The sequence below is a fragment of the Pseudomonas sp. PS01301 genome, assembly GCF_029960215.1.
Classification (GTDB): Bacteria; Pseudomonadota; Gammaproteobacteria; order Pseudomonadales; family Pseudomonadaceae; genus Aquipseudomonas; species Aquipseudomonas coleopterorum.
The window spans coordinates 1-26,797 of record NZ_JASCPM010000003.1; the positions used below are offsets into that span (position 1 = coordinate 1).

General features: G+C 61.3%; 30 protein-coding genes and 2 tRNA genes. 11 read left to right on the forward strand and 21 right to left on the reverse strand.

The features are described 5' to 3' along the window. Both QMX89_RS01910 and mexE read right to left on the reverse strand, forming a co-directional pair. Positions 1-3,111 (reverse strand): efflux RND transporter permease subunit (locus tag QMX89_RS01910; protein WP_282346337.1); only part of this gene is annotated, 3,111 nt, incomplete at its 3' end. Positions 3,112-3,123: 12 nt separating this feature from the next. Further along, positions 3,124-4,353, reverse strand: a complete 1,230-nt coding sequence (mexE, locus tag QMX89_RS01915; protein WP_282346338.1) for a multidrug efflux RND transporter periplasmic adaptor subunit MexE — start codon at positions 4,351-4,353, stop codon at positions 3,124-3,126. A gap of 370 nt (positions 4,354-4,723) precedes the next feature. Between mexE and QMX89_RS01920 the strand changes: the two genes are divergently transcribed. Further along, the gene (locus QMX89_RS01920) at positions 4,724-6,280 is read left to right on the forward strand and encodes a TerC family protein (protein ID WP_282346340.1); all 1,557 of its coding nucleotides are present in this window, start codon (positions 4,724-4,726) and stop codon (positions 6,278-6,280) included. Between the two features lie 7 nt (positions 6,281-6,287). On the opposite strand, the gene rarD is transcribed toward QMX89_RS01920, so the two are convergent. From rarD to QMX89_RS01935, 3 genes are all read right to left on the reverse strand, one after another. Next, entirely contained in the window at positions 6,288-7,172 is an 885-nt protein-coding gene (gene rarD / locus QMX89_RS01925; RefSeq protein ID WP_282346342.1) for an EamA family transporter RarD, read from the reverse strand. Positions 7,173-7,263: 91 nt separating this feature from the next. Further along, a complete protein-coding gene (locus QMX89_RS01930; RefSeq protein ID WP_282346343.1) occupies positions 7,264-8,799 on the reverse strand; it encodes a cyclic diguanylate phosphodiesterase in 1,536 nt (511 codons plus the stop codon). Between the two features lie 87 nt (positions 8,800-8,886). Further along, on the reverse strand, positions 8,887-9,039 hold the full coding sequence (locus QMX89_RS01935) for a hypothetical protein (protein ID WP_167375944.1): 153 nt from the start codon (positions 9,037-9,039) through the stop codon (positions 8,887-8,889). A 140-nt stretch (positions 9,040-9,179) separates the two neighbouring features. Here QMX89_RS01935 and xth point away from each other — a divergent pair, with 140 nt between their 5' ends. Further along, positions 9,180-9,977, forward strand: a complete 798-nt coding sequence (gene xth / locus QMX89_RS01940; RefSeq protein ID WP_049859924.1) for an exodeoxyribonuclease III — start codon at positions 9,180-9,182, stop codon at positions 9,975-9,977. Positions 9,978-9,981: 4 nt separating this feature from the next. On the opposite strand, the gene QMX89_RS01945 is transcribed toward xth, so the two are convergent. Continuing rightward, entirely contained in the window at positions 9,982-11,079 is a 1,098-nt protein-coding gene (locus tag QMX89_RS01945) for a 3-deoxy-7-phosphoheptulonate synthase (RefSeq protein ID WP_282346347.1), read from the reverse strand. A gap of 554 nt (positions 11,080-11,633) precedes the next feature. Between QMX89_RS01945 and QMX89_RS01950 the strand changes: the two genes are divergently transcribed. Continuing rightward, a complete protein-coding gene (locus QMX89_RS01950) occupies positions 11,634-12,077 on the forward strand; it encodes a GNAT family N-acetyltransferase (RefSeq protein WP_049859926.1) in 444 nt (147 codons plus the stop codon). A 23-nt stretch (positions 12,078-12,100) separates the two neighbouring features. Here QMX89_RS01950 and QMX89_RS01955 read toward each other — a convergent pair whose 3' ends face one another. Beyond that, entirely contained in the window at positions 12,101-12,322 is a 222-nt protein-coding gene (locus QMX89_RS01955) for a DNA-binding protein (protein WP_282346350.1), read from the reverse strand. Positions 12,323-12,403: 81 nt separating this feature from the next. Here QMX89_RS01955 and QMX89_RS01960 point away from each other — a divergent pair, with 81 nt between their 5' ends. The 7 genes from QMX89_RS01960 to QMX89_RS01990 all read left to right on the forward strand — a co-directional run bounded on the left by QMX89_RS01960 (position 12,404) and on the right by QMX89_RS01990 (position 17,330). Further along, entirely contained in the window at positions 12,404-12,787 is a 384-nt protein-coding gene (locus QMX89_RS01960) for a helix-turn-helix transcriptional regulator (protein WP_282346615.1), read from the forward strand. Between the two features lie 111 nt (positions 12,788-12,898). Further along, complete coding sequence (gene uvrY, locus QMX89_RS01965) at positions 12,899-13,543, forward strand: UvrY/SirA/GacA family response regulator transcription factor (protein ID WP_049859929.1); 645 nt, start codon at positions 12,899-12,901, stop codon at positions 13,541-13,543. 2 nt (positions 13,544-13,545) lie between these two features. Continuing rightward, positions 13,546-15,369, forward strand: a complete 1,824-nt coding sequence (uvrC, locus tag QMX89_RS01970) for an excinuclease ABC subunit UvrC (RefSeq protein WP_056842276.1) — start codon at positions 13,546-13,548, stop codon at positions 15,367-15,369. 32 nt (positions 15,370-15,401) lie between these two features. After that, on the forward strand, positions 15,402-15,962 hold the full coding sequence (pgsA, locus tag QMX89_RS01975) for a CDP-diacylglycerol--glycerol-3-phosphate 3-phosphatidyltransferase (protein WP_049859931.1): 561 nt from the start codon (positions 15,402-15,404) through the stop codon (positions 15,960-15,962). Positions 15,963-16,029: 67 nt separating this feature from the next. Continuing rightward, positions 16,030-16,105 (forward strand) — tRNA-Gly (locus QMX89_RS01980). A gap of 38 nt (positions 16,106-16,143) precedes the next feature. Then, positions 16,144-16,217 (forward strand) — tRNA-Cys (locus QMX89_RS01985). 135 nt (positions 16,218-16,352) lie between these two features. Continuing rightward, positions 16,353-17,330, forward strand: coding sequence for a site-specific integrase (locus tag QMX89_RS01990; protein ID WP_282346361.1), 978 nt, complete (start codon positions 16,353-16,355; stop codon positions 17,328-17,330). Here the strand turns inward: QMX89_RS01990 and QMX89_RS01995 are convergent. From QMX89_RS01995 to QMX89_RS02035, 9 genes are all read right to left on the reverse strand, one after another. Next, the gene (locus QMX89_RS01995; protein WP_244646797.1) at positions 17,327-17,572 is read right to left on the reverse strand and encodes a hypothetical protein; all 246 of its coding nucleotides are present in this window, start codon (positions 17,570-17,572) and stop codon (positions 17,327-17,329) included. The two genes, QMX89_RS01990 and QMX89_RS01995, sit on opposite strands and share 4 nt — an antisense overlap. 35 nt (positions 17,573-17,607) lie before the next feature. Further along, positions 17,608-18,102: a hypothetical protein gene (locus QMX89_RS02000; protein ID WP_282346370.1), complete on the reverse strand. Its 495-nt coding sequence runs from the start codon at positions 18,100-18,102 to the stop codon at positions 17,608-17,610. A 55-nt stretch (positions 18,103-18,157) separates the two neighbouring features. Further along, positions 18,158-18,436 carry a DUF4031 domain-containing protein gene (locus QMX89_RS02005; RefSeq protein ID WP_282346371.1) on the reverse strand — a complete coding sequence of 93 codons (279 nt, stop codon included), beginning with the start codon at positions 18,434-18,436 and terminating at the stop codon, positions 18,158-18,160. Beyond that, positions 18,433-18,615, reverse strand: coding sequence for a DUF1382 family protein (locus QMX89_RS02010; RefSeq protein WP_282346372.1), 183 nt, complete (start codon positions 18,613-18,615; stop codon positions 18,433-18,435). The genes QMX89_RS02005 and QMX89_RS02010 overlap by 4 nt, the downstream gene beginning before the upstream one ends. Further along, the gene (locus QMX89_RS02015) at positions 18,612-19,025 is read right to left on the reverse strand and encodes a phage protein NinX family protein (RefSeq protein ID WP_282346374.1); all 414 of its coding nucleotides are present in this window, start codon (positions 19,023-19,025) and stop codon (positions 18,612-18,614) included. Before QMX89_RS02015 ends, QMX89_RS02010 begins: the two co-directional genes overlap by 4 nt. Further along, positions 19,022-19,345 (reverse strand): hypothetical protein, encoded by a 324-nt coding sequence (locus QMX89_RS02020; RefSeq protein ID WP_282346376.1) that lies wholly within the window; start codon positions 19,343-19,345, stop codon positions 19,022-19,024. The genes QMX89_RS02015 and QMX89_RS02020 overlap by 4 nt, the downstream gene beginning before the upstream one ends. Then, a complete protein-coding gene (locus QMX89_RS02025; protein ID WP_282346378.1) occupies positions 19,342-20,046 on the reverse strand; it encodes a hypothetical protein in 705 nt (234 codons plus the stop codon). Before QMX89_RS02025 ends, QMX89_RS02020 begins: the two co-directional genes overlap by 4 nt. After that, a complete protein-coding gene (locus QMX89_RS02030) occupies positions 20,043-20,354 on the reverse strand; it encodes a hypothetical protein (RefSeq protein WP_282346380.1) in 312 nt (103 codons plus the stop codon). Before QMX89_RS02030 ends, QMX89_RS02025 begins: the two co-directional genes overlap by 4 nt. A 313-nt stretch (positions 20,355-20,667) precedes the next feature. Beyond that, a complete protein-coding gene (locus tag QMX89_RS02035) occupies positions 20,668-22,737 on the reverse strand; it encodes a DNA cytosine methyltransferase (RefSeq protein WP_282346382.1) in 2,070 nt (689 codons plus the stop codon). Between the two features lie 84 nt (positions 22,738-22,821). On the opposite strand from QMX89_RS02035, the gene QMX89_RS02040 reads away from it, so the two are divergent. Continuing rightward, on the forward strand, positions 22,822-23,841 hold the full coding sequence (locus QMX89_RS02040; RefSeq protein ID WP_282346384.1) for a hypothetical protein: 1,020 nt from the start codon (positions 22,822-22,824) through the stop codon (positions 23,839-23,841). 66 nt (positions 23,842-23,907) lie between these two features. On the opposite strand, the gene QMX89_RS02045 is transcribed toward QMX89_RS02040, so the two are convergent. From QMX89_RS02045 to QMX89_RS02065, 5 genes are all read right to left on the reverse strand, one after another. Further along, positions 23,908-24,723 (reverse strand): DUF2303 family protein, encoded by an 816-nt coding sequence (locus QMX89_RS02045; protein WP_282346385.1) that lies wholly within the window; start codon positions 24,721-24,723, stop codon positions 23,908-23,910. Between the two features lie 20 nt (positions 24,724-24,743). Then, on the reverse strand, positions 24,744-25,091 hold the full coding sequence (locus tag QMX89_RS02050) for a hypothetical protein (RefSeq protein WP_282346386.1): 348 nt from the start codon (positions 25,089-25,091) through the stop codon (positions 24,744-24,746). A gap of 23 nt (positions 25,092-25,114) precedes the next feature. Beyond that, the gene (locus QMX89_RS02055; protein WP_192057287.1) at positions 25,115-25,318 is read right to left on the reverse strand and encodes a hypothetical protein; all 204 of its coding nucleotides are present in this window, start codon (positions 25,316-25,318) and stop codon (positions 25,115-25,117) included. 69 nt (positions 25,319-25,387) lie between these two features. Then, positions 25,388-25,675 carry a hypothetical protein gene (locus tag QMX89_RS02060; protein ID WP_282346393.1) on the reverse strand — a complete coding sequence of 96 codons (288 nt, stop codon included), beginning with the start codon at positions 25,673-25,675 and terminating at the stop codon, positions 25,388-25,390. Positions 25,676-26,050: 375 nt separating this feature from the next. Next, a complete protein-coding gene (locus QMX89_RS02065; RefSeq protein WP_282346395.1) occupies positions 26,051-26,431 on the reverse strand; it encodes a helix-turn-helix transcriptional regulator in 381 nt (126 codons plus the stop codon). Positions 26,432-26,797 lie beyond the last annotated feature (366 nt).

Here is a 26,797-nt window from a genome sequence, read left to right on the forward strand (position 1 = left end):
GATCAGCACGAAGAACACCGGTGTCAGCAGCAAGCCGAAGAAGGTCACCCCCAACATGCCGGAGAACACCGCCACGCCCATGGCATGACGCATCTCGGCGCCGGCGCCGGACGACAGTACCAGGGGCACCACGCCCATGATGAAGGCGAACGAAGTCATCAGGATCGGTCGCAGCCGCAAGCGGCACGCTTCCAATACGGCGGCCAGCGGATCCAGGCCTTCCTCCTGTTTGTCCTTGGCGAACTCGACAATCAGAATGGCGTTCTTGCACGCCAGCCCGACCAGCACGATCAAGCCGATCTGGGTGAAGATGTTGTTGTCGCTGCCCGCGATCATCACCCCGGCAATCGCCGAGAGCAGGGTCATGGGCACGATCAGGATCACCGCCAGCGGCAGGCTCCAGCTTTCGTACTGTGCGGCCAGCACCAGGAAGGCCAGCAGCACGCACAGCGGGAACACGAACAGCGCGGTGTTGCCCGCCAGAATCTGCTGGTAGGTCAGCTCGGTCCATTCATAGGCCATGCCGTTGGGCAACTCTTCCTTGAGCAGCTTCTCCACCGCTGCCTGGGCCTGGCCCGAGCTGAAGCCCGGCGCTGCGGCACCGTTGATCTCGGCCGTGACGAAACCGTTGTAATGCATCACCCGGTCCGGGCCGGCGGTGTCGCTGACCTTGATGAAGGTCGCCAGCGGGATCATCTCACCCCGATCGTTGCGCACCTTGAGCTGGCCGATCTGCTCGGCTTCCAGGCGGAACTGCTGCTCGGCCTGGACGTTGACCTGATAGGTGCGCCCGAAGCGGTTGAAGTCGTTGGCGTACAGCGAGCCCAGGTACACCTGCAGGGTGTCGAAGATATCGCTGATGGCCACACCGTGCGTCTTGGCCTTTTCCCGGTCGATCGCTGCATCCACCTGAGGCACGTTCACCGTGTAGCTGGTGAACAGCCCGGCCAGCTCCGGCACGCTGCGACTCTTGGCGATGATGTTCTGGGTCTGCTTGTACAACTCGTCATAGCCCAGGTTGCCGCGGTCTTCGATCTGCAGGCGGAAGCCGCCGATGGTGCCCAGGCCCATCACCGGTGGCGGTGGGAAGATCGCCATGTAGGCGTCCTGGATACCGGCGAACTTGCCGTTGAGCTCGGCGGCGATGGCGTTGGCCGACAGGCTGGCGTCCTTGCGCTGATCGAAGTCCTTGAGCGCGACGAAGACGATGCCGTTGTTGGGGCTGTTGGTGAAGCCGTTGATCGACAGCCCCGGGAAGGCGATGGCGTTCTCCACGCCGGGCTGCTTCAAGGCGATGTCCGACATGCGCTTGATCACATCTTCGGTACGGTCCAGGCTGGCGGCGTCCGGCAACTGGGCGAAGGCGACCAGGTACTGCTTGTCCTGCGAAGGTACGAAGCCGGTCGGCGTGTTGGCGAAACCGAACCAGGTCAGCACCATGAAGCCTGCGTACAGCAGCATGGCGATACCGCTGCTGCGGATCACCCGCGCGACGGTGCCGACATAGCCGTGGCTGGCCTTTTCGAAGAAGCGGTTGAAAGGCCGGAACAGCCAGCCACCCAGCAGCCTGTCGAGGAACCGGGAGAACCGGTCCTTGGGCGCGTCGTGCCCCTTGAGCAGCACCGCCGCCAGTGCCGGCGACAAGGTCAGCGAGTTGAACGCCGAAATGACCGTGGATATGGCGATGGTCAGGGCGAACTGCTTGTAGAACTGCCCGGTGAGGCCGGAAATGAACGCTGCCGGCACGAACACCGCGCACAGCACCAGGGCCGTGGCGATGATCGGCCCGGTGACCTCGCGCATGGCCCGCTCGGTGGCGGCCACCGGTTCCAGGCCCAGCTCGATGTTACGCTCGACGTTCTCCACCACCACGATGGCGTCGTCCACCACGATGCCGATGGCCAGCACCAGACCGAACAGCGACAGCGCGTTGAGCGAGAAGCCGAACATGTGCATCACCGCAAAGGTGCCGATCAGCGACACCGGTACCGCCACCAGCGGAATGATCGACGCCCGCCAGGTCTGCAGGAACAGGATCACCACCAGCACGACCAGGATCAGCGCTTCGAACAGGGTATGCACCACCGCTTCGATCGAACCGCGCACGAAAATGGTCGGGTCGTAGACGATGCTGTAGTCCATGCCTTCAGGGAACGACTGTTTCAGTTCGGCCATCTTGGCCCGAACCTGATTGGACACGTCGATGGCATTGGAGCCGGGCCGCTGGAAGATCGGCAGGGCCACTGCCGGCTGGTTGTTGAGCAGCGAGCGCAGCGCGTACTGGCTGGAGCCCAGCTCCACCCGGGCGATGTCCTTGAGGCGGGTGATTTCACCGTCGTCGGCGGCGCGCATGACGATGTTCTCGAACTCTTCCTCGGTGACCAGGCGACCCTGGGTGTTGACCGACAGCTGGAAACTGCTGGCATTGGGCGCAGGCGGGGAGCCCAGTTGGCCGGCAGCGACCTGGCGGTTCTGTTCGCGAATGGCGGTGACCACGTCGGTGGCCGTCAGGTTGCGCGACGCGGTCTTGTTCGGGTCCAGCCAGACCCGCAGCGAATAGTCGCCCATGCCGAACAGCTGCACGTCGCCGATGCCGTTGAGCCTGGCCAGTTCGTCCTTGATGTTCAAGGTGGCATAGTTGGACAGGTAGAGCATGTCGTAGCGCTGGTCGGGGGAGGTCAGGTGGACCACCATGGTCAGGTCCGGCGAGGCCTTGTCCACGGTGATGCCGATCCGGGTCACCTCTTCAGGCAGCTTTGGCTGAGTGCGGGTCACACGGTTCTGCACTTGCACCTGGGCGTTGTCCAGGTCGGTGCCCAGAGCGAAGGTCAGGGTCAGGGTCAGCTTGCCGTCTGCGGTGGACTGCGAGGACATGTACAGCATGTTCTCTACACCGGTGATGGCCTGCTCCAGAGGCGCGGCCACCGTTTCACCGATGACCTTGGGGTTGGCACCGGGGAAGCTGGCACGCACCACCACGGTCGGTGGCACCACTTCGGGGTACTCGCTGATCGGCAGCTGGAACAGCGAGATGGCGCCGGCGATCAGAATGATCAGCGACAGCACGGCGGCGAAGATCGGCCGCTTGATGAAGAATTGAGAGAAGTTCATCGCAGTGATCCCTTAACCGCGTGGAGTCGAAACGCTGGCAACCTTGACCGGCGTTGCGGGCGTGTTGCTGGCTTCCAGGGCCTGACGTTGTTCGGCCAGGGCGGCGAGGGTCGCGGGGCTGGCCATCTGGGCAACCTCGGGATCGAGCTGGGCACCGGGCCGGACGCGCTGCAGGCCATTGATGACGATGCGGTCACCCTTGTTCAGGCCGCTGCGCACGATGCGCAGGCCTTCCAATTTGGGCCCCAGCTCGATGCTGCGGTAGGCGGCCTTGTTGTCCGGGTCCATCACCAGCACGAATTTCTTGCCAAGATCGGTGCCCACCGCTTCGTCCTTGATCAGCACGGCCGAGTAGGTGGCGCTGCCCACCAGCTTCAGCCGGGCGTACAAACCAGGGGTGAAACTGCCATCCTTGTTGTCGAACACCGCGCGACCGCGGATGGTGCCGGTCTTGGGGTTGACCTGGTTGTCGACGAAATTCATGTGCCCCAGGTGCGGGTTGCCGGGCTCGTTGGAGAGGCCCAGGTAGACCGGGGTGGTCTGGCCACGCTGGCCTTGCCGGGCCAGTTGGGTGTATTTGAGGTACACCCGCTCGTCGGCGTCGAAGTAGGCGTACACCTTGTCGGTGGAGACCACGCTGGTCAGCGGCGTCACGTCGGCGGTGACGATGTTGCCAGCAGTGATCTCGGCGCGGCTGACGCGGCCGCTGATCGGCGCTGTCACGCGGGTGAAGCTCAGGTTCAGGCGGGCCAGGTCCAGCTGCGCCTGAATGCCGGCCAGCGCGGCGCGCGATTCCTGCGCGGCGCTGCTGCGGGTTTCGGCCAGCTCGGCGGAGATGGCGTTGCTCGCCTGCAGGCGCTGACCGCGCTGGGCTTCGTTGTCGCTGCGCACGGAATTGGCGCGGGCCTGTTGCAATTGTGCTTCCAGGCGCCGCACTTCGGCCTGGAACGGCCGCGGATCGATCTGGAACAGCAGGTCGCCCTTGTTCACCAGGGCGCCCTCGGTGAAGGCTACCTGGTCAATCTGGCCCGACACGCGTGGACGGATTTCAACGGTTTCCGGCGCTTCCAGGCGTCCGGTGAACTCGTCCCATTCATTGACCGGCTGTTCCAGCACCTGAGCCACGGTGACCTTGGGAGCAGGCGGGGCCTGGGCAACGTCCGGCGTTTTGCCGCAGGCGCTGATCACCATCAGCGCAAGGGCCGCCAACGGGAAACGCAACGGAGTGAGTGACTGGTGCATGTGCAGATCCGCCAATTGAGTTAAGGGAGCATTAACGATGGGGCGGATGATGCGGCGCGGGCGCGACCATCGACGAATCGAATGGTTCGAAGGTAACTATCAGCGTGAATGATGAACACCGCACCAAGTGCTTGATTTTCAGGTAGATACTAAGCTTGCTATCGATCTCATCGATAGAAGCGCGACGGCGGCTTCGGCGGTGACGGCACAGGTATACAATCTTTGAAATACTTTCCCACTGTAGGAATTTGTTCTGGCAGCGGTAGGATCAGATTCCGAAACTACTCAAGACCTCTATGAACCCCCTCCCGGAACCTTGCAGTCCCGCGCTTCCCGCAACATCCTTCCCCTGCCTGACGAGTAACCTTCCATGGAATGGCTAGCCGACCCCACGGCCTGGCTCGGCCTGGCGACCCTGATCGTCCTGGAACTGGTTCTGGGCATCGACAACCTGGTGTTCATCGCGATTCTCGCCGACAAGCTGCCGCCCCATCAGCGCGATCGCGCGCGGGTGATCGGCCTGTCCCTGGCGTTGATCATGCGTCTGGGCCTGCTGGCCAGTATTTCCTGGATGGTGACCCTGACCGAGCCTTTGTTCGAAGTGTTCGGCAAGACGTTCTCCGGGCGTGACCTGATCATGCTGTTCGGCGGTGTCTTCCTGCTGTTCAAGGCCACCATGGAGTTGCACGAACGGCTCGAAGGGCATGTCGCTCAGCGCGCTGGGGTCAAGACCTACGCACTGTTCTGGCCGATCGTTGCGCAGATCGTCGTGCTCGATGCGGTGTTCTCCCTGGATGCGGTCATCACCGCCGTGGGCATGGTGGATGAACTGTCGATCATGATGATCGCGGTGATCTTCTCCATCGGCCTGATGATCGTCGCCAGCAAGCCGTTGACCCGTTTCGTCAACAGCCACCCGACGGTGATCATGCTGTGCTTGGGCTTCCTGATGATGATCGGCTTCGCGCTGACCGCCGAAGGCCTGGGCTTCCACATTCCCAAGGGCTACCTGTACGCCGCGATCGGTTTCTCGATCCTGATCGAGGTGTTCAACCAGATCGCGCGGGCACGGCGCAAACACAAGCACCAGGACCGACCGATGCGCGAGCGCACCGCCCACGCCGTGTTGCGCCTGCTCGGCGGTCGCCGTCCGGCCAGCGAAGCCATGGACGAGGAAATCGAAGACCTGGTAGGGGAGGAGCCGAGCGAAGCGCTGTTCGATCGGCGCGAGCGGGTGATGATCAGCGGTGTGTTGAACCTGGCCGAAAAGCCGATCCGCAGCATCATGACCGTGCGTGCCCAGGTCGACTGTCTGGATTTGGACGCGTCGCGGGAAGTCACCGAGCAGACCCTGATGCAGTCGTCCTACTCACGCCTGCCATTGATCGCTCAGGGTCAGGTCGACGAGCCGCTGGGCTTCGTCCACAAGAAAGAGCTGCTCAAGCAACTGCTGGCCGGTGAGGCACCGGACCTGGCCAGCCTGGCGCGCCAGCCGATCAACCTGCTCGAAAGCTTCAGCATTCTCAACGCCTTGGAGCAGATGCGCGCGCAGTCCACGCACATCGCGTTCGTGGTCAACGAGTTCGGTGGGTTCATCGGGATTCTGACCATGACCGACATTCTCGAATCGATCGCGGGCGAGCTGCCCGACGCCAGCGAAGTGCAGGCGCCGGACATCGTCGAGCAGGACGATGGCTACCGCGTCAGCGCCGCACTGGACCTCAGGCAGATCCAGACACGCATAGGCTTCGACGCGCCGCCGACCAATGACTACCAGACCCTGGCAGGCATGGTCATGAGCCTGCTCGACCGCTTGCCCAAACAGGGCGACACCCTAGAGTGGGAGCAATGGACCCTCACCGTGCTGACGGTCGAGGAGCGTCGGGTCAAGCAGGTGCTCCTGCGCAAGCAGTCAGTAGACGTCTAGCGCGGTATCACACCGCGCGACGCGAGCGGGCCAGATGCTTGGCCCCCTCGAACATCAACACCAGCACCGCCAGCCAGATCGGCAAGTAGGTCAGCCACTGGTCTGGCGCGATGCTCTCGCCCAGCAACAGCGCCACACCCACCAACAACACCGGCTCCACATAACTGAGCAGCCCGAACAGGCTGAACGGCAGCAACCGGCTGGCCATCACGTAACAGATCAATGCCGAGGCGCTGATCACCCCCAGAATCGGGATCAGCACGTACAGCAGCGGTCGCGCGTCCATATCCGCCGATGACAGATGCCCTTGCACGATGAACAACAGCGCCGCCGGCAGCATGAGGCACATGTCCGTCCACAACCCGCCCAGGTGATCGTTGCGGCACGCGCGGCGCAGCACGAAATACACCGGGTAGCCGGCTGCCACCAGCAGCGTTTCCCAAGCGAAGCGGCCATGCTGGAACAATTCGTGGCCTACACCACAGGCGGCGCAGAGCACCGCCAGTTTCTGCAGATGCGAAAGCTGTTCGCCATACACCAGACGCCCGGTCAGCACCATGGTCAGCGGCAGCAGGAAATACCCCAACGACACTTCCAGGCTACGCCCGTGCAGTGGTGCCCACAGAAACAGCCACAACTGCACGCCCATCAGCGCCGAGGTACCGATCGATCCGAGCAGCAGTACCGGGCGCTGGGCAATGCGACGCCATACCTTGCCGATCAGCGGCAGATCGCCGCTGAGCCACATGAACAGGGTCACGCAGGGCAGGGTCAGCAGCATGCGCCAGCCGAACATCTCTTCGCCACTCAGGGGCGCCAGCAACGAGGTATAGAAATACATCACGGCGAACAAGGTCGACGCCGTGACGGATGTGATGATGCCTTTGGACAAGGGGAGCCTCGAAACGCAAAAACCTGACTGAGCCGACAATGATCTCAGGCAGCCGAGCAGGGTACAACCTGTGCGTTCAGAGGCCGTGCTTTCAGCCCTGCCGCAGTGCCCGCTCGAAATCCGTCGGCGGCATGGGCCGGGCGAACAGATACCCTTGCAGGTACTTCACCTCCCGTGCCGCCAGATAGGCGCGCTGCTCCTCGGTTTCCACGCCTTCAGCTACCACTTGCAGCCCCAGCTTGGCCGACAGCTCGATGATGCTGTCCAGCACATGCCGCGAAAGGGTGTTGACGCCGATCATGGCCACGAAGCTCTGGTCGATCTTGAGGAGGTCGACCTTGAATTGCTGCAGATAGCTCAGGCTCGACTGGCCGGTACCGAAATCGTCGATCGCAATGCTCACGCCCAGTCCACGCAGACGGTCGAACAGCCCGTGGATCTCGGCGCAGGGCTGGATCAGCTCACGTTCGGTCAGCTCCAGGGTCAAGGCGATCCGGCCTTGCGGAAAAGCATCGAGGAATGCCTTGCAGTCGTCGAACAACGCCGGGTCCTGGCAATGCCGCGCGGTGACATTGATGCCGACGTGGAAACCCTCCGGCAGGTGATCCAGGCAGGCCGCCAGTTGGTGCGCCGTGCGCTTCATCAGCAGGCGGGTCATGGGCACGATCAATCCACAGTCTTCGGCATAGGGGATGAACAAATCCGGACGGACCAGGCCTTCACGCGGATGCTGCCAGCGCATCAACACCTCCACACCGGCCCAGGTGCCCCCCTGGCTGAGCACGATGGGCTGGAAGAAGGGCACGAACTCCCCTGCATCCAGGGCGCGTTGCAGTTCCTGGTAGCGCGATGGGGAGCGGCTCATGGCCCACCGGCAGAGCCCACCGGCAACCGCCGCGATCAGCAGCAGCAGGGCGAACATCCCGATGTACTGTTCACGGATCACGGTCCAGCGGGCCCCGGCCGGGAAGCCACTGACGACGCTGAACGGATAACGCGCAGACTTCAGCTGCGTGTGGGCCACCGCCGACACGGGTGCAGTGCCTTGATGAACCTTGCCATTGGCCTCGATCCAGTTCGGACCCACCTGCAGGGTGATCGCGTTGGCCGAGCCCATCATTCGCAAGGCGTTGGACAAGTGATAGCCGTCGACGGTGCTCAATACGCTGGCCTGGCCACGGGTGGCACGATAGATCAACAAGCCGCGGTCAGGTGTCACCGGATTGCCCGCCAGCAGCCACAACTGTCCATCGACGTAGTCGAGCGGGTCCACTGCTTCGCTGACGTCGCCGGACAGCGAGCTGCAATACAGTGTGCCGGCGTCAATCAGGTTCACCGAGCGCACGAAGGGCCGCCGGGTGACCTGATCGAGCAGGGCCGGTTGCACCTGAGCGCACGGTTGGCCGGACAGCGGCAGGACTGCATCGGCGGCTGCCGCCACGTTGTCGAGGATAAGTTCGAATTGCTCGATCGCCAGTTGACTGGTGCGCACAGCCGCCGAGTTCAGCGAACGGTCGGCTTCCCAGCTCAAAATGAGCGCGCCGCAGACCAATGGCACCGCTGCCGCTACCCAGGGCAGCAGCAGACGCGAATATCGGCGTTTGGAAGCGGCGAGTTGCAACGGCATGAAGGCGACAATCCTTGTGCGCGGAGACAGCGGACGGGGAAGTCGCCATCATTTCATGAAAGCGCCTGCAGGGGCAGGCGCGGGTACCTATTTATCCTTGGATTGATCCGGTTTCTGCATTTGCACCGAGGACGGTGTGCCGTCGTTGTTGCCTTTGGTGGTGCTTTTGTCGGCGCTGTCGAAGCAGCCTTGCAGCAGCGCCAGGCTGAGCACCAGCCCAGCGAATGGAAGCATTTTCATGGTGATCTCCGGTGTTCAAGGCGTACTGGTTTGACTCGGTCGTATCCATTTGGTTGCCTGCCAGGCGCTGTCCTCCCACGACCTATTGCGACTGCGCAAGGTCACATGCAAGGCCAGTCAGCCAAGGGAGCTCGGCACGGATGAAAAAACTCAAGATCGCCACCTTCAACGTCAACGGCATCCGTGCGCATCAGGCCAACCTGATCGCCTGGCTGGAACGCGATCAGCCGGACATCGTGTGTTTGCAGGAGCTCAAGGCAGCCGACAAGGACTTCCCCGCCAGCGCGTTGGAAGCCGTAGGGTACGGTGCCCTCTGGCACGGACAGTCGTCATGGAATGGCGTTGCCATCCTGGCTCGGGACGCGCAACCTTTGGAGAGTCGCCGAGGCCTGCCCGGCGATCCGGACGAGCAGCAGAGCCGCTACCTGGAAGCAGCCGTACACGGTGTACTGGTCGGCTGCCTGTACCTGCCCAACGGCAACCCTCAGCCAGGCCCCAAGTTCGACTACAAGCTGGCCTGGTTCGAACGCCTGATCGAGCACGCCAGTACGCTGCAATCCAGCGATCATCCTGTCGTACTGGCGGGTGACTACAATGTAGTGCCCACCGATCAGGACATCTACAGCCCCAAGTCCTGGCTCAAGGACGCCTTGCTGCAACCCGAAAGTCGGGAAGCCTATGCGCGGCTGCTCGAGCAAGGCTGGACCGACGCGCTACGCGCGCTGTACCCGGAAGAGCGCATCTACACCTTCTGGGACTACTTCCGACAGCACTGGCAGAAGAATTCCGGGTTGCGCATCGATCACCTGCTGCTCAACCCGGCACTGGCGCCGTACCTGACGGACGCCGGCGTGGATGCCTGGGTGCGCAACGAGGCACACGCCAGCGACCATGCGCCGACCTGGATCCAGATCGGCACACGCAAGCGCAAGCGCTGATGCCTCAGGCGTCGGCCACCCCTCGCAGGCGCTGGGCACCCTTGCGCAGCAACTGCTCGGTGGCCGCCCAGCCCAGGCAGCCATCGGTGACCGACACGCCATAGCGCATGTGCCCACTGATGGGCTGATTGCCTTCCTGCAAGTGGCTTTCCAACATGACCGCCACCAACGACCGATCGCCGTCCAGGCGCTGCTGCAGCACATCGTCGAACACCGCTGGCTGACGCAGAGGGTCCTTGCCACTGTTGGCATGGCTGCAGTCGACCATGATCCGCGCTTTCACGCCTGCCTTGGCCAGGTCGTGATGGACTTGAGCGACACTCTGCCGGTCGTAGTTCGGGCCTCGGTGGCCGCCACGCAACACCAGGTGGGTGTCGGGGTTGCCGGTGGTGTCGATCATCGCCGGGTGCCCTTGCGGATCGATACCGAAGTGGCGATGAGCGTGTGCCGCACTGCGCATGGCATCGCAGGCCACGCCTACACTGCCGTCGGTGCCGTTCTTGAAGCCCACCGGGATGCCCAGGCCGCTGGCCAGTTCGCGATGGATCTGCGATTCGGTGGTGCGCGCGCCGATTGCGACCCAGCTCAACAGGTCATCGAAGTAGCCCGCTGCCATTGGCTGCAGCACTTCGCTGGCCAGCGGCAGGCCCAAGGTCAGCATTTCGCGCATCAGGTCGCGGCACAGGGTCAGGCCGCCCGCCATGTCGTCGGTGCCGTCCAAGTAAGGATCGTACGCCAGGCCTTTCCAGCCCACCGTGGTGCGTGGCTTTTCCACGTAGGCGCGCATCACCAGCAGCATCTCGCCGTTGAGCTCGTGGGCCAGCTGGCTCAGGTTGCGGGCGTACTCGAGTGCGGACTTTGGATCGTGCAGGGAACAGGGGCCGACCACCACCAGCAGGCGTGGGTCACGGCCTTCGAGAATGGCGCGGATGGCAAGACGGTGGTTCTGCACCTGGGCCGCGAGTGGGTCCGGTACGGGCAGCTGTTGCTTGAGCGCGAAATGGCTGGGCAGGCGATGGTTCGCCGATGTATTGGCGGCGTCCTTCACAGCGTGGGGCTGGACGAGGGTGGTGCGAGGCAGAGCGGTCAGGCTGTTGTTCATGATCAAGTTCCTGGACAGCGGCGGGGTGGTTGCCCGCTTGCGCTGTCCTATCAAGGTGTTCGACAAAGTGCCGGGGAATCTGGACTGAGGGTCATGCCACCCATGAGCGACCGGTCGGAGGCGGCAGGCTGGCCCGAACGGAGGTTGCTAAATCGCCAGAAGTCGCAAGTGTCGAAACGGTAATAAGTGAAGTAGGTCATGAAGCGTTCCTCGATTCGTGGCGAAAGTGCCGGTAGAAAGATGATGTGCTGTAAAGCGTGAAACCCTGAAAAGCAAAAACCCCCGGTCGGGGAGCCGACCGGGGGTTGAGAATTCTCTGTCAGGCGACCCCTACGAAATGGGCGCCGAGATGGGTATCAGGCGCGCCAGTGGCTAAACCAATACCCAAAATAAAAGCTTACCGGTGCACGCACAGCCGTCATTGCTGCGCAAGTCGCAGGCAAGGATGCAGGGCTGAGGGTGTTGTGCGACATTGAGCGTCTCCGATAGATGGCTGGAGCTTACTTCAGCCGTGGCGAGGGATACAAGCCCATTCTTGCAGTGGAGACGATTCAATGACTCTGTACCTACGGCCTGCAGCCAATGCCGATCTGCGGTTCGCTCGGGACCTCACTCGGCAGGCGATGCTGCCTTACTACGCTCGGCACGACCTGCTCTGGCTAGACGCCGGCTTCGACCAGGCCTGGCACTGGCGCGATAACCGGGTGATCTGCCGCGAGACGGTATCACTGGGCTACATCAGCCTTTCCAGAGATACCCAGGCCCTGTTCATTCGCGAGTTGCATCTGCTTCCGGCGCATCGTGGGCAAGGCGTGGGTCAATGGGTGCTCGAACAGGTCGCGCTGCTGGCGCGCAGTGAGCGCTTGCCGCGAATACGACTGATGGTGTTCAAGGTCAATCCCGCGCAGCGACTCTACAGCCGCAACGGTTTCGAAGTGGTGGGCGAGCAGGACAGCTTTCTGCGCATGGAGCTTGTCCTGCCCAGACGCGGCCACTGACGGCGTCTCCGGCGTGGCCTCTGTCAGCGCTGGCCAGGCTCCAGCATGACGGTGATGGTGCCCAGCTTCATGCCCAGTAGCACGGCGACCTTGTGCGCCTCGCCACGCCGTCCTTTCTTGCGTCCGGCCAGCACCTGATAGGTGGTGGCTGGGTCCACGCCATGCTCGCGCGCAAACTCTTGTACCGATTTCCCTTGCTGATCGAGCCAGGCCCTGGCTTGTGCGGCAGTCCGTATACCATGCATAGTTCAAGTCCGTTTTAGATGGTTCAAAGTAGTATTTTTCAGCACCGTTTCGGGTGTTTCGATAAAGGATTATACATTCAAATGACTGGAATCGGTCCCCGACTAAGGGAAGAGCGCGAGCGTCTGGAGCTCACGCAACGAGAGTTTGGCCAAGTGGGCGGGGTGGAACCCAATGCCCAGGGCAAGTACGAAAATGGTGAAAGATCCCCCAGAGCCGACTACTTGGCGGCTATTTCGACGATAGGCGTCGACGTTCTGTATGTCGTGCTGGGGCGCCGGACACCCCTCGCCGAGCAGGCACTTAGCGGAGGCGAGGAAAAAGTCCTAGAGACATATCGGATACTTCCTACGTCTGGGCAAGCAGCTCTCAGCAATCTGGCCAACAGCATGGCCGAGATGGCAGCGAACTATTCCGTGCGCGGCAGGGTCCAGAAAAAAATAGCGCCTGCAAAGCGTCCGGATTAATTGTCGCATCGACGTGCAACGCCATATCCATGACGCTTTGAGCTAGGTCCAAAGGGGCAATGTTTGTTACTGTGGCGGCATTCCCCGAGACCACTATTACGAGGTGTCCGTTTGATTCGGGTTCTAGTAGTCGACGATCACGACCTGGTCCGTACCGGTATCACGCGCATGCTCGCCGATATCGATGATCTGCAGGTCGTGGGCCAGGCGGAGTCGGGCGAGGGGGCGCTGCAGTCTGCCCGCGATCTCAAGCCGGACGTGGTCCTGATGGACGTCAAGATGCCCGGCATCGGTGGTCTCGAAGCCACGCGCAAACTGTTGCGCAGCCACCCCGATATAAAGGTGGTCGCCGTGACCGTCTGCGAGGAAGACCCATTCCCCACGCGCCTGCTGCAAGCTGGTGCGGCGGGGTACCTGACCAAGGGCGCAGGGCTGGCGGAAATGGTTCAAGCCATTCGCCTGGTCTTCGCCGGTCAGCGCTACATCAGCCCACAGATTGCCCAACAGCTGGCGCTCAAGTCATTTCAGCCACAGACCAGCCATTCGCCGTTCGACCTGTTGTCCGAACGGGAAATCCAGATTGCCTTGATGATCGTTGGCTGCCAGAAGGTCCAGATCATCTCAGATAAGCTCTGCCTGTCGCCAAAGACGGTCAATACCTACCGCTACCGGATCTTCGAGAAGCTTTCCGTGACCAGTGATGTGGAATTGACCTTGCTGGCGGTCCGGCATGGCATGGTAGACACCAACCTTTGACCATGACCGCTCCATTCGATCCCAGTGCCTTTCTTGCCACCTGCAGCGGACGTCCGGGCGTGTACCGGATGTTCGACGACGCCATGCGCCTGCTGTATGTGGGCAAGGCCAAGAACCTCAAGAAGCGTCTTGCCAGCTATTTCCGCAAGACCGGCCAGGCACCCAAGACGGCCGCGCTGGTGGGCAAGATCCATCAGATCGAAACCACCATCACTGCCAACGAGACCGAGGCGCTGCTGCTCGAGCAGACCCTGATCAAGGAATGGCGGCCGCCCTACAACATTCTGCTGCGTGACGATAAGTCCTACCCGTATGTGTTTCTGTCCGACGGCGAATTTCCACGGCTGAGCATTCACCGGGGCGCCAAGAAAGCCAAGGGTCGATACTTCGGCCCGTACCCAAGCGCCGGGGCGATCCGTGAAAGCCTGAGCCTGCTGCAGAAAACCTTCTTCGTGCGCCAGTGCGAGGACAGCTATTTCAGGAATCGTACGCGCCCCTGTCTGCAGCACCAGATCAAACGCTGCAAGGCACCGTGCGTCAGGTTGGTGGAAGCGCCGGAATACGCCGAGGACGTGCGCCATTCGGTGATGTTCCTGGAAGGGCGCAGCAACCAGCTGACCAATGAGCTGTCGGCCAGCATGGAGAAGGCGGCGATGGACCTGCAGTTCGAGGAGGCTGCGCAACTGCGCGACCAGATCGGCCTGCTGCGCCGTGTGCAGGACCAGCAAAGCATGGAAGGCGGCAGCGGCGACGTCGACGTCATCGCCGCTTTCGTCAATCCGGGCGGTGCCTGCGTGCACCTCATCACCGTGCGCAGCGGCAGGGTTCTGGGCAGCAAGAATTTCTTTCCCCAAGTGGGTATCGAAGAGGAGGTCGCCGAGGTCATGTCGGCGTTCCTCTCGCAGTACTACCTGGGCAGTTCCGAGCGCGACCTGCCCAGCGAGTTGATCGTCAATGTCATTCCCGAAGACCACGAAGCGTTGCTCGATGCCCTCGACACCCTGCGTGGGCGCGAGCTGAGCCTAAGCCATCGCGTGCGCGGCACCCGGGCACGCTGGCAGCAGTTGGCGGTGACCAACGCCGAGCAGGCGCTGGGCGCACGCCTCGCCAACCGCCAGCACGTCGCCGCGCGTTTCGATGCGCTGGCCGAGGTGCTGAACCTGGACGAGCCCCCGCAGCGCCTTGAGTGCTATGACATCAGCCACTCCAGCGGCGAAGCCACCGTGGCGTCTTGCGTGGTGTTCGGCCCCGAAGGGCCGATCAAGTCCGATTACCGTCGCTACAACATCGATGGCGTTACCGCAGGCGATGACTACGCAGCCATGCATCAGGCGCTGATGCGGCGCTTCAGCAAGATCAAGGCAGGCGAGGGCAAGCTGCCAGACGTGCTGTTGGTGGACGGTGGCAAGGGCCAGTTGAACATGGCCCGGGACGTCCTCAACGAGCTGGCCATACCCGACCTGATCCTGCTCGGCGTGGCCAAGGGCACCACGCGCAAGGCCGGTTTCGAAACGTTGTACCTCAACGACGTGGCCCACGAGTTCACGCTCAAGGGAGATTCGCCGGCGCTGCACCTGATCCAGCAGATCCGTGACGAAGCCCACCGTTTTGCAATTACCGGTCACCGCGCACGGCGCGGCAAGACCCGACGTACCTCCACCCTTGAAGGGGTGGCAGGCGTTGGGCCAAAGCGCCGTCGCGAACTGCTCAAGCATTTCGGCGGGCTGCAGGAAATCGCCCGCGCCAGCGTCGAAGAAATCGCCAAGGCACCGGGAATCAGTAAAAAGCTGGCAGAGTCGATTTATGCGAACCTGCACAGCGAGTAGAATGCCATCTCACCTTGCAGCCAGTTGTGCCGATGAATATCCCTAACTTGCTTACCGTACTGCGCGTCCTGCTGATACCGTTCTTCATACTGCTGTTCTATCTGCCTTACCATTGGAGCTACATGGCAGCCAGTACGGTGTTCGCGATCGCGGCAGCAACCGACTGGCTGGATGGCTATCTGGCCCGTCGTTGGGAGCAGAGTACGCCGTTCGGCGCCTTTCTCGACCCGGTGGCCGACAAGCTCATGGTGGCAGTGGCCCTGGTGCTGCTGGTGCAGGAGCACGCCAACTTCTGGCTGACGCTGCCTGCAGCCATCATCATCGGCCGCGAGATCGTCGTTTCCGCGCTGCGCGAGTGGATGGCCGAGATCGGCGCCCGAGCTCAGGTGGCGGTGTCGAACATGGGTAAATGGAAGACCGCCGCGCAGATGCTGGCCCTGGTCATCCTGCTGGCCAACCCCAAGGCCGTGACCTTCTGGGTCATCGTCGGCTATACGCTTTTGATCGTCGCCGCCGCGTTGACCCTGTGGTCCATGCTGCAATACCTGCGCGCCGCCTGGCCACACTTGCGCACGACCGCTGAGAAAAAATAAAACTATTTTTGAATCAAAGGCTTGACGGGTGTCGCCGATTAGATAGAATGGCGCCCGTCAACACGACGCGGGAATAGCTCAGTTGGTAGAGCACGACCTTGCCAAGGTCGGGGTCGCGAGTTCGAGTCTCGTTTCCCGCTCCAGTTTGTTTGCGTGCAGCAGTTTCTTGCTTCACGTTTGGGGCCGAGTAGCAAAGTGGTTATGCTGCGGATTGCAAATCCGCCTACGCCGGTTCGATTCCGACCTCGGCCTCCATCATTGAACCCCCGTAGCCATTGGGCTGCGGGGGTTTTTTTGTGCCTGCGGATTTTGTAGGCGGGGACATTGGGGACAATTCTGGGACACTCAGATCATTTGCATGTCCCACGGTGTCCCTGCAAAATCCGCTACATGGCTACTATCGAACAGCGCCCCAACGGCACATGGCGGACCAAGATCCGCAAAAAAGGCTATCCCGCGCTTTCTGCCTCGTTCGACACGAAGGCGGATGCTCAGCGCTGGGCAGCCGAAATCGAAGGCGATATGTCGCGCAAGCGATTTGTCGATACGCGTGAGGCCGAGTCGACCACGCTTGCTGATGCGCTCGGCCGCTATCAGCGCGAAGTGACCGTGCACAAGAAAGGTGCTGTTCAGGAGAAGACCAGGATCAAGACTTGGTCGGAGAGCAAGTACGGGAACAAGTCGCTGGCCGAGATTCGCTCATCCGATTTGGCTGCATACCGCGATGCGCGGCTGGCAGAGGGCGCTTCCACGAACACCGTTCGTCTGGGGCTAGCCCTGATCAGCCATCTCTACACGGTCGCGATCAAGGACTGGGGGATAGAGGGACTGAGCAACCCTGTGACGAAACTGCGCATGCCGAAGGGCAGCAGAGAGCGGGATCGCCGGCCAACAAAGGCGGAGCTGTCCGCAGTCATCAAAGCTGCTGGAGAAATCCACGCTGAAATGCCCGCGGTGATCGAGCTCGCGATCGAGACTGCTATGCGGCGCAGCGAACTGCTGATGCTTCGTCGCGAACATGTCCGGGGCAAGCACGCGCTGCTCGAAGACACCAAGAATGGCTCGCGAAGGATGGTCCCGCTTTCCGTTCGCGCCCGCGCCCTGCTTGAGTCGCTGCCCGCCCGACTGGACGGCAACGTGTTCTCCCTTGCGCCTCACTCGGTAACGCTCTACTTCGGCAAGGCCTGCCGCGCGGCGCAGGCCGACGACCTGCATTTCCATGATTTGCGCCATGAAGGAACCTCCAGGCTGTTCGAGAAGGGACTTTCGATGATGGAGGTGGCGTCCATTACCGGGCACAAGACACTGAGCATGCTCAAACGCTACACGCACCTTTGCCCGGATGCTCTCGCCGACAAGCTCGGCTAACAGACACTGGCCAGGGTTGGGGGCGTTTGGCGCTTTCGCCCTGGCCGGACCGGCGCGTGCCGGCCTTCCTCGCACTCCCTCAGAAAGCGCCGCACGGTGTCGATCCGCCAGCAAATTCGACTGCCCTGTTTGAAGTAAGGCGGCAGCCAGGATGCGCCGGCCTGCCGCGCGCTGCGGATGGATGACTCAGTACGCCCGAGCATCTTGGCCAGCTCGGGGATGTGGATGATTTCTGGTTCCATAGGATGCACCGTTCCGCGCTTGGCGGCAGAAGGGGTTATTCGGAAGTCTTTGCCAGCACTGCATCGGCTACCTTCATAGCCGCCTGGGCGTCGTTGACGTACGCCGGATCGAAGCCACCACAGAGATGGATGGTGGCTTGGCAAGCTCGGAGATTTTCGCGAGTGAGCTTCAACGCTTCGACCAGTTCATCTATAAGCGCCCGCTCTTCACGGCCAATGTCCCAGAATCGCTGACCCCAATGACCTGGCGGAGGCGGATTGCGGTTCTGAGCTCCCACCGCCAAGGCGCCCACAACCGCGTCGAGCAGATCGCGCTTGTAGGCGTTGTCACCGTCAATGGTCAGTACGCGCCGTCGTAGCGTTGAGACCACCTCATCGAGCGAAGTGGAAGGGCCTTTGAGGACGATGTCCGAATCAGGTTTGTCGGGCATGTAGATGGCCAGGCAGATTTCTGCCTCGGCCGGCAGGCGCGCGGCGATCCGCTCGAGCGCGTCGTTTGCTTCTTCGTGGAATCGATCAAGTGCGGACATGGCAATACTCCGCCCGCCGATTACCGGCAGGCTCTATAGATGGGAGGGAAGAGGGTCAGACTTGTGTTTTGGCTAGCGCAGCGCGGCGGGCTTTCATGATTTTTGCCACGTCACTGGGGTAGTCGATCTGGACGGCGCCTAAATCAACGGCCTTTTCACGCTTGCTGGTGCAGATGTCGAAGTGGCTTTTGATAGTGCCGGGGTGTTGGTGCCAGCGACGCTGTACGCCGATCTTGTCGGCCATAGCGAGAAGCTCTTCGTCCGAGTCGGCAAGCATGTGGCACATCTTCATTCGGCCAAAGCGGGCGTTCATGTTGTCGACATAGACGGTCATGGCGACACCTGTTCAGCTTGTTGAGCCATCTTTTCCAAACGTTCGGCGGACTGCGCGACCAGAGCATCATGGTCGGCCTGGTCCAGGGCAGGCATGGGCACGAACAGGATGCCGGCCTTGACGTAGGTATGCGCCACGTCGAAGGCGCGTCGAAGGTCTGCCGGGTTGGCTCGCTTCATTGGATCAACTCCTTGGGCACCTGCACGGTGTCGCCCAGCTTGTTGTGCACGATCGCCCGGCACGCGGCTATCAATGCGCTTGTGTGATGCCAGCCGTGGGACCTGGCGCCGTAGCCATCATTCGTCCAAGTGCACGCCGACCAAATGCCGGACGGCTCCCAGCCCGTGTGACGGTGCATAAGCGCCTGGGGCGAGCTGACAGTGAGTTGATGCTTGTCGATCAGTAGCCCTCCAATCGCCCAGTCCGTCGACGGCGAGTACTTGCCGCCGGACTCTGGCCGGTAGACGCGCCAGTCGGTGCCGTAGTGGGGCTCGGCGATGGCCACCTCGATGCCCTCGACCTGGGCTAAGGCCCAGTCAAGGGCGGCGCCGGCCAGGGTGCTGGTCTGTACCTCGATCAGGTCGGTCATGACGTCACCCGTTCAGGTTTTCCGTAGCGGTCGTATTCTGGCCGGGCCGGCGGGTATGCTTCCGCTGTCATTGCCTGGTCGATCGCCCGGCGAAGGTTCTCGTGATAGTCCTCGCCGAGTACTCGCTCGAATGGGGCGCCCAAGAAGTGGCCGACGATCTCCACGCCGACACTCCCATCGCCGCTATCACCGTTCTCGCTGCTGTTGTAGCGAACGTCCCAGCAGCCCGACTCAAGCGCGTCCAGACGCCGCTTGTCCTGGCGCAAGGCCTCCAGCTCGGCACTGGAAACCATGGACATATGAGTTTTTCGTTTGCTCATGGCGTCACCTGCTTGAACTCGACTACCCAGATCCACGGGTTGGCGTGCCAGTTGCCACCTGTGGATTCCCACAGTTCACGCCATGCCGCCGGGTACCAGTCTCGGTAATTCGGTGAGACGTCATCGCTTTCCAGCTCTGGCGGACATTGCAGGCCTTCCGCCCGGATATCGGCCCGGCTGATGTCCTGCAACCGTTCGACCCGCACGTCGGTGATCTCCAGCAGGATGCGGCTGGCCCAGCGCGGCATGTGGATGCTAGGTGTCCAACCTGTATAGCCGCTGTCCGCTGGAGCTTTGAAGCCATGATCGGGATGCGGCTCCAGTGCGCGATAAGGATGATGGTGGGTATGGAACACCTTCGGATATGGGCCATCGGCACGATAGATGGTCTGGTAGGTGACCCCGGGTGGCCCTGGAATTCCAGCGCGCCCTGTTCGCGAGTAGCGGCCATCAGAAACTTGTATCGGATGAACGTCTTGCCAGGTCTCGCGCACCCACAGACGGTCGCCTTGTCGGCCGTAAGGACAAAGGTCAGAGTTGCCGGGCAGCGCCAGAAACGCAGGCTCGAAACCGGCGGCCAAGCAATCCAGCGCGGCCTGCTTCTTCACTTCGCGCCGCGTGACCGTCTTCCTGCCTTCCAAGATGGCGCGCACCATCGTGGCCGAGAACAGGATTGGACGCTCCTTGATTTGTTCAGTCATGGCGTCACCACTCGGCGAGCCCATTGCACATAGGGGCCATCATCCGTATCAAAGATTCCCATCAGGAACCACTCGGGCCCCGGGGATTCTGGATTCCAGGCGGTGCACGCGGCATCCTCCTCGGGAAGCTCTTCGAGCTCGTCGCCTGAGTGCCATCCTTTCAGCTCAAGTCCTTGCTCTTTCGTCCAGGCAATGTAGGGCGCAGGGTCCTCGCCGCCGCCAAAATCTGGAATGTCGGGGTGGTACCACCAGCCGTCTTTGTCACGCACCACGGCCACCGGCTGGATTAAAACAGTTTCTTCAGGCATGACTTCGTCCTCACCGCTACAGCGGCTGACTTTGAATTGAGGGGGAAGGGGTTACTTGGCGATGACGTCGGCGCTTGCGATGTAGCGGCCAATGATCATGCCCAGGGGAAGTTGTAGGCAGAGCCACACGATGACGCATTGAGCGGCTAGTAGGCTCATTGTTTCCTCGCTTGTGCATACCGCTGCTGGCGCTTCTTGGAGCAGGAGCGGTGGTTTCCGTGGGCGCGGTATTGGCCGCATTCGTCGCATACCCCGTTGAGCTCGAGGCAGGGCATAGGCCTGGCGCGGGGTGTGGTGGTGCGGCGCAGGGCGGTCACGCTGCCACCGCCTCACGCGCCGCGGCGCGCCATGGATCATTCGCGCGGGCCAGCGCCGCCATCGGCGGAGGGCTCACGCTGTTGCCGCACATGTGCACCTGCTCGGTCTTCGTGAACTTCCGGCCGTCTGCGCCTTTATCGATGATGTAGTCAGCCGGGAAGCCCTGGGCGCGGTACAGCTCATGCGGCTGCAGCATGCGCAGACAGATGTCGACGATCACATAGGGGGTGCCTTTGACCATGACGGTCACAAGTGCCAGCCGATCCTTGGTCGTGATCGTAGGCGCCGGGCTGCTGCAGCCGCTGACATTCTCCGTGCCGTAGTAGCTGATCAGGAACGCCGCAACGCGCAGCGCGCCTTCTTCATGCTCGGGCGACAGCTTCAGCTCCACCAGCGAGCTCTTGCCCCCACCACCGGCCGTGATTGTCGGTGCGGGCTCAGCAATGGACTGGCCAACGCTGGCGCCGAACTGCCGTTCCATGAAGGCGGTGACCAGACCGTGATGGGTGCCGCCGGCGCTGATCGTGTGCAGTGGGTCGGCGGCGTCCCGCGCATCGCAATTGCCGCGCAGGTGCACCAGGTTGGCGGTGACCAGTTGCTGCTGGCTTCCGGTATTGGTGACAGTGGTCATGGGCTCGTCCATGGGCTTGGCATCGGTGGTGTTGCATCCGCCGTTCATTTGGGCCATGAATGCCGTGCACACGCCCATGGCATGCGCGGCGCCGGCCGGGCGCTGGTAGTTGCCGCCGCTGGTGATGGTTGGCAGAGGTTCATCAATCGCTTTGCCCGCATCATCGAACCGGAACTTCACCAGGTGGGCCGCAGCAATTGCATGGCCACCGGATGCAGTGACGGTACAGAGAGGTTCCGCACTGTCCTTTGTCCCCTGGCCCCATCGCTGAAAGCCACCCGGCTTGCCTTCACCATGTGCTGCGGTGACCATCACCGGGCTGATCAACGTCAGTTCGCCCCGGTTGGCGCATGTCACAGTGGGCAAGGGCTCGATCGGATCGTTGACCCGGTCGCTACCCTGGTGGGTGGCTGGCGCGATGATTGGGCTGGCCATGGCGAATGATCCGCCGCGCGGCCACGACGTCACCGTGCGCAGTGGCTCATGAGCAGACTGGGCGAGCTCGCCGGACCAGTTCGCGATTGGGACGATGAATGGGTTGGCGCTGTCGATGACGAATTTCTTCATGCCCTTGGCAACCCGGCGCAGGGTGGCCGGGGCCAGGTCCTTCTTGCGACCGAAGATGCTTTTGCTCGGCACCGACCAGTCGATGCAGTCGGCGGCAGTGCGCCACTTCTGTTGGCCCTTGGCGGGCTTGCGAGCGTGCGTTGGCTCTGGCCACACGATGGGCTGGCCATCGCATCGGGCAATCATGAACAGCCGTTCGCGACTGGTGGGCGCGCCGAAGTCGCAGGCTTTGATCACCCGCCACTCGATCGCATAGCCCATGCCTTCCAGCAGCGCCACGAACCGGCGCCAGGTCGTGCCGCGGCGCTTGGGATCCGGTACCAAGAACTGCTGGTGTACCGGCACAACCTCGCCCGGCGCAGCGACCTGGCCGCCCAGCTTCATCACCCGCCCGGTGACTTTGTCGCGCTTGGCGATCAGCGGGCCCCACTGCAGGATCTGCTTCACGTTCTCCAGGCTGATCACCCGGGGCCGCTTCTTGCCGGCCCATTTCAGACCGATCCACGACAGGTTGCGGATTTCACGCTTGCGCGGCTGGCCGCCGGCGGCCTGGCTGTGGTGCGTGCAATCGGGGCTCATGTGGAACCAGCCGACCGCGCGCCCGCCGCATTCCTGGTCGGGGTCACCCTCGAACACGTCGTTGGTGTAGTGCCTGGCCGCCGGGTGGTTGACGGTGTGCATGCTGATGGCCGCGGGGTTATGGTTCTTGGCGACAGTCACTGCGCGACCCAGGCCCATTTCCAGCCCGGTACCAGCGCCGCCGCCACCGCAGAAGAAATCCACCACGATCTCATCGTCTTGCGGATCGAAGCCAAGGCCGTACTGGGTTTTGAAGTCGAGCGGGTGTTTCTTCTGATTTGCAGACATGAAAAGTCCTTGCCTGTCTGGCGCGGGCCAAGTTATTGGGGTATTAATAATGTGAGATTTAGAAGCCAAGAAAGGTGAGGCGGTATGCTCAAAGAAGCGCTTAAGTCGTTGTACAAACAGGAGTTCGTCTCGGAAGAGATTATTGCTTCTATGTTTGCGAAGCGAGGGTTAAATTTTGAGTTCCGGTCCTACCGATTTGGAGCAGTTACTGGTTTTTTAATTGAGGGGCTCGGAGAGCAAGCGTTTGTGCCAACTAGAAGTGTGTCTTGTCTGAATAAAACGCTTGGGAGGGTTACGACGAGCCAGATGCGTGCCTTAGAAAGCAAAATACCCCTACCGCTTTTTATGGGGTTTGGAGATATGGAGTCTCAGATTCACAGTGTTCAAAAAGCAGGGGGGGCGGCAGCAGACCTGTGGCTCGCGAAAATATTTACCCCGGCGGTAGCTTCTGTTTACATGCGCAGATATTTTGAAAACAGTCACGCGCTCAGTCCCTACATACAAATCATTTATGAGAGCGTCGAAGCATATTTTATGGAGATGGATCATGTCGCAATAATGGCGCTATTACCTGTTATTGAAGGTGGATTGAGAAACGTTCAAGAGATCAATTTGGGGCACTCAGATTCGAATATCAGAACTGAAGAGTTTGGGAGGCGTCTCGGTGAAATGATCATAAAGCACGGAGAAAGCCAAGCTCCTGGTGTAAGTGTATATCCGGGTTCGTCAAGCGCCGACAACGTGAGCTTAGATTTTTTTTCACATGTGAATCCACAGTGCGATGTGATCAATGCATTTAGAATTTTTTTTAAGGAGGTTTTGTATAAACCGAGTTATGTCGCCCCGGATAGTTTTAATCGGCATTTGATACTACATTTGCTAAGGAGCGATTTTGCCTCCCCGGCTAATTATGTCAGGGTTTTTCTGCTCTTGGCCTACATCACATTTTGTGAACGTTTGACCAACTCCTCCATCCCTATGCTTTGGCCGGGTTCGGATGAGGGAAGTGTACGTATTGCAAAGTATTTCGCTGAGCTTTCTCTTAAGGTAGGCGAGCCTAGAAGTCGAATGTGGCGTCCGGGCGAACCTATGCCGTGCAAGTAAATATCGATATAATGGCGTGACACTGCAAGCATCCGAGGGGTAATCCCCCCGGAAGTTATTATCGGCTTACTTTGCGTCAAACGCACCCAACGCCAGTGTTGCATTGGCCCCTACTTGTTGCTGCAGGACCGACTTGAACTCCTGAGCAATGTCCTCACGCTGTACTTCCTCACCGAGCCAGCGCAACTTCAGGACCGGTTGAGAGCCGCTGGTGATCACCGAGATACGCAACTGAATCTGCTGCTCGGTCAGACCTTCGAACGGAATAACGTTGAACATCAGCGCGGTCGGCAGGGTTTCCTTACTGCGTGCTTCGATCTGGTCCATTGCGCTGCGGCTGGCGCTGGTCTCGCCAACGGTAGTCTCCGATTCGCTGGTAGCCTTTACTGTGATGGTGCGTACAGCGGCGATGGCCTTTGCGACGGGGATGGCGACACCTTCAGCGTCGATAGGCGTCAGGTATTGGTGCCAGTCCTCGATCCAGTCGCTGAGGTCTTTCTGGGACATAGCGCGGCCGCCGATTTCTTGTGCTGCCTTGTAGCCGGCGGATGGCTTCAGCTTCAGCACCGCGCGGTCATCTGCGTGGCCAGGGTTCGTATCGTCGCCCAGGTTGAAAAGTAGGATGCAGGTCATCTGATCCTGGTCAATGAAGCCCTTGGCGGTCTTGATAGACCGATCTGCCACATAGGCGCTGAAGTCCGCCAGCGAGTGCGTGGAGTAGATGCCACGGAAGCGGCTGCGCCCGGCCTGCCACTTCTCCAGCGCTACAACCTGGTATTCGTTCGGCAGCACCACGATGGGCGTCTTCGCGTCGAGGGTTTTGCCGGCGGCGGCCAGCGCGGTGTCGGTGATGAGCTGGATTGCTTCTTTGGTGAGGGACATTCTTCAGTTCCTTGCTGGGATCAGGTGCGAGGTTTGATGGGGGCTTCGTCACGGCTGAACAGTTGGCCGTGCTTCTCCTGGAACAGTGAGATCTTGCCGCCGGTACCGACGTGCATGGGCGTGTCCAGGCTGGTGTTCTCGCTCCGGGTACCGCGCTTGGTGGGCACCTTGTAGTCGAGCTTGTGCTTGATCTTCACCTGGTGGGATTCGCCGATCTGGCTGAAGTCCAGGGTGATGACCAGTTTCCCGGCCTTGCCGTGGTCGACGACGCCCGAGGCGACTTCGGACAGGGCATGGCCGATCTGGCTGGCAAAAGCGCCGCCGTTCAATTCCTCGAGGAACTCGGCGGTATCTGTGGGTGTAGGCATTACGTGTCTCCAGGCGATGATGTTCAGCTAGCCCAGCGAGTGCGGTACTTCACGATGTCCCGAGCAGTGGAAACACCGCAGCCGTACTTGGCCGCCAGATATTCGTAACCACCAACGCCCGCTTCGTACTCGGCGCGCATGGCGGATACTTGTTCAGTGGTGAGCTTTGCCCGCTGGTGGCTGGCACCGCAGCGATGATTCGTGTGGTTTCGAGTGATCTTTTGCATGCAGTCCGCTCGCAGGTATGTCCAGCCAAGCCAGACGCCGTCGCTGACTTACTCTTTTGGTGAAATGCTTCAAGATTCGAACCCTGAGCCTTCGATCAGCGCCCTGGCGTTGGCTTTCAATTCCATCTCCTCAGCGAATTTGCTCGCTTCTTTCCAAGTGTTCCGCTCGCCAACTACTTGGCCGGTCGAGCGCTCGGTGATTTGGAACGCGCCTGGGCCCTTACCTACGATCTGATAGCGAAACTGCTGCACTGGGGAGCGTCTCCCGATGCGGTTGTAGAGGTCGACGGTGGTGGTGCTCATTCGAGCGCGACACGCCTCAAGGACGGTTACGCGCTGATGCATGGCTGCGTGCATGTCTTTCTCCTTGTCTGAAGGCATTGGTCAGGACCCTGGGGCAGGGTGCTGGCTCATATCGACGGGCAAAGAAAAGCCCGGACATGCCGGGCTTTGCGCTCAAGTGGTACCACCCTACGAGAGCGGTGCGTGCTGCCCTGGGCGGGCGCTGATTTATGGCTTCATGGCTCAACCCTCCATCCGTACGCTGCTGTGAATTGGCAGCAGCACCAACAGATTTATTTGGAGCTTCCGGCCGTCAGCAGAAGCGATGTCACGTGAATGGCCAAAAGGATCGTTGTGGTAGCGATCCGCAAAAGACTCGAGGCGAACTGAGCAATAGGAAGCGCTCGTGAGGTGTCGATCTGCCTATTGGCCACAAGGTGCGCCACTCGCTTAAATCGCATATGCGTAACCCTCCGCCCGGCGCGCTACCCGCATCTCTGCAACTCGGCGATCCGGCGCGCGGCGGTCACGGCGGATTGACTGATCATCGACCACCGAGTGCATCGCGATAAGACCAGCGAGCACGAAGCACAAAGGTGAGATGATCTGGCGCTTCATGGCCTCGGCCACAAGCGCGGCCCGGCGGTGCACGCCGAGTTTGAACATGGCCACGTCCAGGCGCTTCTTCACCGTGCCCGGCGAGATGCCGAACACCTTGGCGATTTCCTTGGCCGTCATGCCAGCAGCGACGGACATGCAGTACTGCAGTTCTTTCGGCGCCAGGCCGCGCCCGAGGTGGCCTTTCCATTCGCCGCTGATGATGGTGTCCATGCTGATGCCTCTGATGTGGCTGGGCCTGGGCGGTGCACGCCGCGGCGATATGTTGGCTGGGAAGTGGTGTTATGAACGGATGCTGCGAATCAGCTGGCGCGCAAGTCCATGAGCATGTGCGGCATCAGCCAGCGACATCTCCGCGTACTTGTGGTCACGCCGATCCCTGAACCGCCTTGCGTCCTCGATATGGCCGTGGGCCAGATTGAAACAATGCCGAACCGCAGACCGTGGCCAAGCGTGGCTTGAACCGCGCCGCGGTTGTTGCTCCGTACGCTCGGCCACTGTGGCGTCCTCGGTAGTGCAACCGCATTAGTCAGATGCCAGGCGCGGGCGACCAAACCTACCGTGAACGGTGGCCTGGTA

What these genes read in the sequence shown, in the direction of transcription:
- mexE (WP_282346338.1), bottom strand. Translation starts at nt 4,353, where the DNA reads ATGCACCAGTCACTCACTCCGTTGCGTTTCCCGTTGGCGGCCCTTGCG.
- QMX89_RS01920 (WP_282346340.1), top strand. Translation starts at nt 4,724, where the DNA reads ATGGAATGGCTAGCCGACCCCACGGCCTGGCTCGGCCTGGCGACCCTG.
- QMX89_RS01930 (WP_282346343.1), bottom strand. Translation starts at nt 8,799, where the DNA reads ATGCCGTTGCAACTCGCCGCTTCCAAACGCCGATATTCGCGTCTGCTG.
- QMX89_RS01935 (WP_167375944.1), bottom strand. Translation starts at nt 9,039, where the DNA reads ATGAAAATGCTTCCATTCGCTGGGCTGGTGCTCAGCCTGGCGCTGCTG.
- xth (WP_049859924.1), top strand. Translation starts at nt 9,180, where the DNA reads ATGAAAAAACTCAAGATCGCCACCTTCAACGTCAACGGCATCCGTGCG.
- QMX89_RS01945 (WP_282346347.1), bottom strand. Translation starts at nt 11,079, where the DNA reads ATGAACAACAGCCTGACCGCTCTGCCTCGCACCACCCTCGTCCAGCCC.
- QMX89_RS01950 (WP_049859926.1), top strand. Translation starts at nt 11,634, where the DNA reads ATGACTCTGTACCTACGGCCTGCAGCCAATGCCGATCTGCGGTTCGCT.
- QMX89_RS01955 (WP_282346350.1), bottom strand. Translation starts at nt 12,322, where the DNA reads ATGCATGGTATACGGACTGCCGCACAAGCCAGGGCCTGGCTCGATCAG.
- QMX89_RS01960 (WP_282346615.1), top strand. Translation starts at nt 12,404, where the DNA reads ATGACTGGAATCGGTCCCCGACTAAGGGAAGAGCGCGAGCGTCTGGAG.
- uvrC (WP_056842276.1), top strand. Translation starts at nt 13,546, where the DNA reads ATGACCGCTCCATTCGATCCCAGTGCCTTTCTTGCCACCTGCAGCGGA.
- pgsA (WP_049859931.1), top strand. Translation starts at nt 15,402, where the DNA reads ATGAATATCCCTAACTTGCTTACCGTACTGCGCGTCCTGCTGATACCG.
- QMX89_RS01990 (WP_282346361.1), top strand. Translation starts at nt 16,353, where the DNA reads ATGGCTACTATCGAACAGCGCCCCAACGGCACATGGCGGACCAAGATC.
- QMX89_RS01995 (WP_244646797.1), bottom strand. Translation starts at nt 17,572, where the DNA reads ATGGAACCAGAAATCATCCACATCCCCGAGCTGGCCAAGATGCTCGGG.
- QMX89_RS02000 (WP_282346370.1), bottom strand. Translation starts at nt 18,102, where the DNA reads ATGTCCGCACTTGATCGATTCCACGAAGAAGCAAACGACGCGCTCGAG.
- QMX89_RS02005 (WP_282346371.1), bottom strand. Translation starts at nt 18,436, where the DNA reads ATGACCGTCTATGTCGACAACATGAACGCCCGCTTTGGCCGAATGAAG.
- QMX89_RS02010 (WP_282346372.1), bottom strand. Translation starts at nt 18,615, where the DNA reads ATGAAGCGAGCCAACCCGGCAGACCTTCGACGCGCCTTCGACGTGGCG.
- QMX89_RS02015 (WP_282346374.1), bottom strand. Translation starts at nt 19,025, where the DNA reads ATGACCGACCTGATCGAGGTACAGACCAGCACCCTGGCCGGCGCCGCC.
- QMX89_RS02020 (WP_282346376.1), bottom strand. Translation starts at nt 19,345, where the DNA reads ATGAGCAAACGAAAAACTCATATGTCCATGGTTTCCAGTGCCGAGCTG.
- QMX89_RS02025 (WP_282346378.1), bottom strand. Translation starts at nt 20,046, where the DNA reads ATGACTGAACAAATCAAGGAGCGTCCAATCCTGTTCTCGGCCACGATG.
- QMX89_RS02030 (WP_282346380.1), bottom strand. Translation starts at nt 20,354, where the DNA reads ATGCCTGAAGAAACTGTTTTAATCCAGCCGGTGGCCGTGGTGCGTGAC.
- QMX89_RS02035 (WP_282346382.1), bottom strand. Translation starts at nt 22,737, where the DNA reads ATGTCTGCAAATCAGAAGAAACACCCGCTCGACTTCAAAACCCAGTAC.
- QMX89_RS02040 (WP_282346384.1), top strand. Translation starts at nt 22,822, where the DNA reads ATGCTCAAAGAAGCGCTTAAGTCGTTGTACAAACAGGAGTTCGTCTCG.
- QMX89_RS02045 (WP_282346385.1), bottom strand. Translation starts at nt 24,723, where the DNA reads ATGTCCCTCACCAAAGAAGCAATCCAGCTCATCACCGACACCGCGCTG.
- QMX89_RS02050 (WP_282346386.1), bottom strand. Translation starts at nt 25,091, where the DNA reads ATGCCTACACCCACAGATACCGCCGAGTTCCTCGAGGAATTGAACGGC.
- QMX89_RS02055 (WP_192057287.1), bottom strand. Translation starts at nt 25,318, where the DNA reads ATGCAAAAGATCACTCGAAACCACACGAATCATCGCTGCGGTGCCAGC.
- QMX89_RS02060 (WP_282346393.1), bottom strand. Translation starts at nt 25,675, where the DNA reads ATGCACGCAGCCATGCATCAGCGCGTAACCGTCCTTGAGGCGTGTCGC.
- QMX89_RS02065 (WP_282346395.1), bottom strand. Translation starts at nt 26,431, where the DNA reads ATGGACACCATCATCAGCGGCGAATGGAAAGGCCACCTCGGGCGCGGC.